The 4,572-nt window shown below is 70.1% G+C and carries 3 protein-coding genes; 1 reads left to right on the top strand and 2 read right to left on the bottom strand.

Annotation, left to right across the window (positions count from 1 at the left end):
• Positions 1–522: 522 nt before the first annotated feature.
• The gene (locus ACQKIP_RS40425; protein ID WP_365864966.1) at positions 523–1,044 is read left to right on the top strand and encodes a hypothetical protein; all 522 of its coding nucleotides are present in this window, start codon (positions 523–525) and stop codon (positions 1,042–1,044) included.
• A 226-nt stretch (positions 1,045–1,270) separates the two neighbouring features.
• Here ACQKIP_RS40425 and ACQKIP_RS40420 read toward each other — a convergent pair whose 3' ends face one another.
• Together ACQKIP_RS40420 and ACQKIP_RS40415 are read right to left on the bottom strand one after the other, a co-directional pair.
• Positions 1,271–1,942, bottom strand: a complete 672-nt coding sequence (locus tag ACQKIP_RS40420) for a DNA alkylation repair protein (RefSeq protein ID WP_365864968.1) — start codon at positions 1,940–1,942, stop codon at positions 1,271–1,273.
• 105 nt (positions 1,943–2,047) lie between these two features.
• A partial coding sequence (locus ACQKIP_RS40415; RefSeq protein ID WP_427745316.1) for a tetratricopeptide repeat protein occupies positions 2,048–4,572 on the bottom strand: 2,525 nt, incomplete at its 5' end.

Genomic DNA, 4,572 nt, shown 5'->3' with positions numbered 1-4,572 from the left:
AACGGGAGACAGCCGATGTCAGTGCGTAGCCGGGCACGAAGCGATGGCGGCCGGTACTGCTGCGTACGCACGGCTCGGCAGGGTCCTCTACGACGAACTGCGCAACTGGCCGCCGTCGGTCGCCGCCCGCTGTGCGAGCGAGGCACCGTCAGCACACTCGATCACCACCTGCCCAAGACCAACTAACAGTTCCTGGGGTCACACCGGCCGACCCACTGCCGGCCTGCACGGACGACAACCAGCTGACGCTGGCCGTGACCGCCGGCACTGCGACGACCAGACCCTGCAACCTGCTTCGGCGACGTGGAGCAAGACGCACGACTCACAGGACGACAAAGAAGCAACCTGCGCTGCCCAGTTTACCGTCCTGCCTTTGACCCGATGGCCGAATCTGGCGGCCGGGGCGCAAGAAACCGCGTCGTGTTTCGGCTGGGGTGCCTGAGTCTCGCTCGGCGGCCGGGCGCCAGGAGGTGCGATGCCACACTCGAACAGCGGGGCTGGACGGGGCGGAATGGGGGCGTCGTGAATGCCACGGTGGTAGCGGCGGTGGTAGGTGCCGGTGCGGCGCTGCTGGGTGCTTTCGTGGCATCGGTGGCGACCCGTCGGGTGGAGATCCTGCGGCTGCGCGCCAATTTGGTGGAGAAGGCGGAAGACCGGAAGCTGGCCGCGCTGGAGGGGTTCCTCCTGGCGGTGAACGCCTGGGTCGACTGGCTCGCCTACCTCGAGGACCGCGGGTGGGAGGGAAATCTCGACGAACTCAACGCGCGGGTCAGGAGCAGGGACGAAGCCTACCGCCGTCTCCTGCTGCTCGCCTCGGACGATCTCTACCGCTGGCTGACCGCGGTCTACAACCCGCTGGAGTATCAGCTCAAGGCCACCTATGTGTGGGAGCTGCGCCACGGACTGCCGCTGGATGACGAGTCGCATGAACTGCGCCGTGCCTTCACCCGTCTGCTGAGGGAGGACCTCATCGCGCAGTTCCGCCCGGAAGTCGCAGCGCTGCGTGATCCCGTACATCCCGGGAACGAGCGCAGGTGGCGATGACTGCGCGCGGGGCCCGGCCCGGCCCGGTCAGGCGGGTCTGCTGGTCCTCTGGAGTGGTGTGTGACTCTCAGGTTCAGGATGAGACATGCGGACGGCCGGGCGCACGCCGACGAGCAGGGCGAGTTCGCGCACGGCCGGGGGACGCCTGCTTTCCAGGCACGGTCAGGATCTGGAGCCCGGGCGAGGCGGCCTCGCTCGACGCAGCGGACCGCGCCTGCGGATGAGCTCAGCTCTCGTCCTTGCGGCGCACCATCTCGGTGATCCAGCTGGGCGCGTAGGGAGAGGTGCAGCCCGGGGACGTCGGATAGTCCTTGAGGACCTCCAGGCGCTCACCGATGCCGAGGGCGCGGGCGCGCTGCTCGGCGTGCTCGATGCCGATCTGGGCCAGGCAGTGGTTCATGGCCCACTGCAGCCGGTCAGGGGCGTCCTTCATCTGCGCCTCGATGATGTCCAGCAGCCCCGCCAGGTCGAGGCCCTCGGGCTTCTTCGCCACGCGCTCGACGGTCAGCGCCCAGCCGGCGGCGGCGACCACGGGATCGGCGTCGGCCAGCCAGGCCAGGCGCAGCTCCTCGGCGTGCGGGTTCTTCTTCACCACATAGTTCACGAGCCAGTCGTGGACTTTGGGTGCGCGCGCCTGGCGCAGCATGGTGTCCAGCTCGTCGCGCTCGAACGCCTTCGGGCGGCAGATCAACAGCGCGAGGAGTCGCGCCGCGGTGTTGTCGGTGGCCCAGAGCTCGCGGGCGAGTTCCTGCTGCGTCTTCAGCCGCTTCGCGAGCGCACGCAGCTTGCCGAGGTTCACCCCGTGATCGTCACCGCGCTTCTCGTTCGCCTCGCGTGCCTTGGGGTCCTCGAGCTCGGCCAACTCGGCCATCACTTCGGTCAGCGTCACTTCGGGCATCCGGCAGCCTCCCTGAAAAGCATGTACTCGAATCCGACGACGATCTCATCAGAAGGCCCGCGATGTACGGCGCAGGCCTGACCGGAGCAGTGGGATCGGCGCGTGTCACGCGCTGTCGCTCAGGGCGTCGCGAAGGCGGGCGGTGATCGGCTGCAGGCTGCCCGGATCGACGTGCACGGCTCGCTGGAGGTCTGCCAGGTCGGTGAGCGCCTCCGCGATCTGGTGCCGTGAGGGGGCGTGGGACAGGAAGGTGCGCAGCTGCTCGCCGGCGCGTTCCCAGTCGGGCAGTGCGCACAGGACCACCAGGAGGTTGCTGCGGGGCAGGTGCGCGAAGGCGGCATCGCCGAGTGTCTGTGCCTCGTAGATGTCCATGGCGCGCTGCCACTGCTCTGCCTCGCCGGGTGTTCCCGAGAGCCTCATGGTCAGGGCGGCCTGGTAGGGGAACCAGCCGCAGTCGGGGCGCAGTTCGGCGGCGCGGGCGAAGTCCGCGAGGGCTTCCGTGTGGCGGCCCAGGGCGCGGTAGGTCTCTCCTCGCCAGCAGTGCGGCCAGGGGAACTGCGACTCCAGGGAGAGCGAGTGATCGAGATCCGCGAGGGCGCGTTCGTGCTGGCCCAGAGCGAGGTGGACGTCCCCGCGGGCCGCATAGGCCCACGCGCCCTGCGGATCGACGGCGATGGCGTCGGTGTAGTCCGACAGTGCCGCTTCGTGGTGGCCCATGTGATGGTGGACCAAGCCGCGGAACTCGAGAGCCCACGTGTCATGGCGATCGAGGCTGAGGGCGCGGTCGAAGTCTGCCAGGGCCTCTTCGTAGCGCCGCAGATTGTGGTAGGCGGAGCCGCGGCTGATCAGGTGCACCGGGGAGCGCGGATCGAGTTCGACGGCACGGCTGTGATCCGCCAGGGCCGCTCCGTAGCGGCGCATGGACTGGTGGGTGTGCCCGCGGCCCGTATAGGCGCGGGCGAGGTCCGGATCCAGCGTCAGGGCGGCGGTGTAGTCGGCAAGCGCCTGCTCGTGACGTCCGTCGATGCGGTGCAGACGGCCACGGAGCGTGTGGGCCAGCGCCCGCCCCCGCGTGGCGATGCCGGGTGTGGCCAGCAGTCGTGTCAGCGCCTCGATGTCACCGGAGGGCTGCCCGGCGCAGTCCAGCAGCAGCTGTCCGGTCCTGACGAGATCGGGGGCGTCGCTGTCCTGTCCGGCCTGGAGGAGCAACTGGCCCCAGCGGCGCAGGGATTCGATGCTGTGGCCGCAGGCGCGGACCGCGTCGTGCAGGGCGTCGGGCAGGGCGACGCGGCCCTGCGCGCACAGCTGGTGGTACGTCTCGTCCAGCCGGTGGTCCCGCCAGAGGGGATCGTCCCAGTACGCGGACTGCTCCGGAGGCAGCGTCCGTTCCTGATCGCGGCGCCAGCCGGCGAAGAGCGAGGCTAGGCGGTCGTGGAGCCGGCGCCATTGGACGGGGGAGCGGGAGCGCATTACGCGCAGCATCGGGGCGCGAATGACGTCGTGGTAGCGCAGCCGCCCCGACTGGTCGCTGAGGAAGGGCAGTGCGCGCAGCCAGCGGAAGCCGTCGGCGCCGGAGGGGGAGTCGTCGGTGGTGGCGTCGGCGGCGGGGGCGGACACGAGAGCCCGGTGGATGTCCTCGTCGATGCGCAGGGGCAGCGCGCAGGCGAGTACGGCATCGCGGCGTGCGGGGTTTGTCTCCCACCTGAGGAAGCGTTCGACGGCCGTGTCGGAGGGATCACCGACGGCATCTGCCTGCTGGGGGCGGCTCCTGGCGAGAGCGTCCAGCAGCACCGGCAGTCCGCCGGACAGCCGCAGGGCCGCTTGCACCACACGTTCATCGGTGACCGCACCGGCGGCGAGCAGCGCTCGGGCCTCCTGCGGGGTGAAGGGCTCGAGGGCGACATCGGTGACCAGGTCGAGGCTGTCGCCCCAGCACGCGGCGTTCAGGGAGCCCTGGCCCGCCAGGACCGCCTGGACATTGACCGGCACCGCTCCGAATGCCTCGCTGACCAGCATGTCCCGCAGCCAGAGGTCCAGCAATGGCGCTGTGCGCTCATAGGTGTCGAAGAACAGCACCACCCAGGGCCGGCGCCCGGCCACGTCGGCCAGATCGGCCAGGAACAGCGGTGTGAGCACCTTGAGCGGCGAGAGCACCAGCTCCACGTCCTCGTGGCTGCGCAGCCACGAACTGAGCGCCGCACGCATGTGGTCGAGACCGGAGGCCACCTGCTCCGGGCGGATCGCACCGCTGAACGCGCCGATCCCCGGGACCAGGCCCAGCCCGGCCACACCGACCTGCGCGGCGAGCACGCTGGTGGACGAGGGGGCCGCGCCGCCTGCTTCCGGTGCGCTGTGAGCACCCTGAACCTCAGGCATGCCCTGGATGGCCGGTACGGCGGAGGCGGCTTCGGCCTCGTGACGCTTTTGCCGGTAGGTGGCCAGCAGCTTGTCGAACGACTTCAGGGCACAGCCCTGGCGCCCCAGTTGGGTGCTGAGCGACTCCATGGCCTCGACCGCGCTGTGGACGTCGTCGCCCACGACGGCGGTCACCGCGCCTTCGTGCCGCGCTGTCGCCTCCCACTGCCGTACGAGCGTCGATTTGCCGACTCCCGCCAGACCGCGGACATGGA

This window comes from Streptomyces sp. NPDC059900, from assembly GCF_050270335.1.
In the GTDB taxonomy this organism is placed as follows: domain Bacteria; phylum Actinomycetota; class Actinomycetes; order Streptomycetales; family Streptomycetaceae; genus Streptomyces.
The sequence above is the reverse complement of the archived record's forward strand: the minus strand, read 5'-3'. Positions and strand labels throughout refer to the sequence as shown.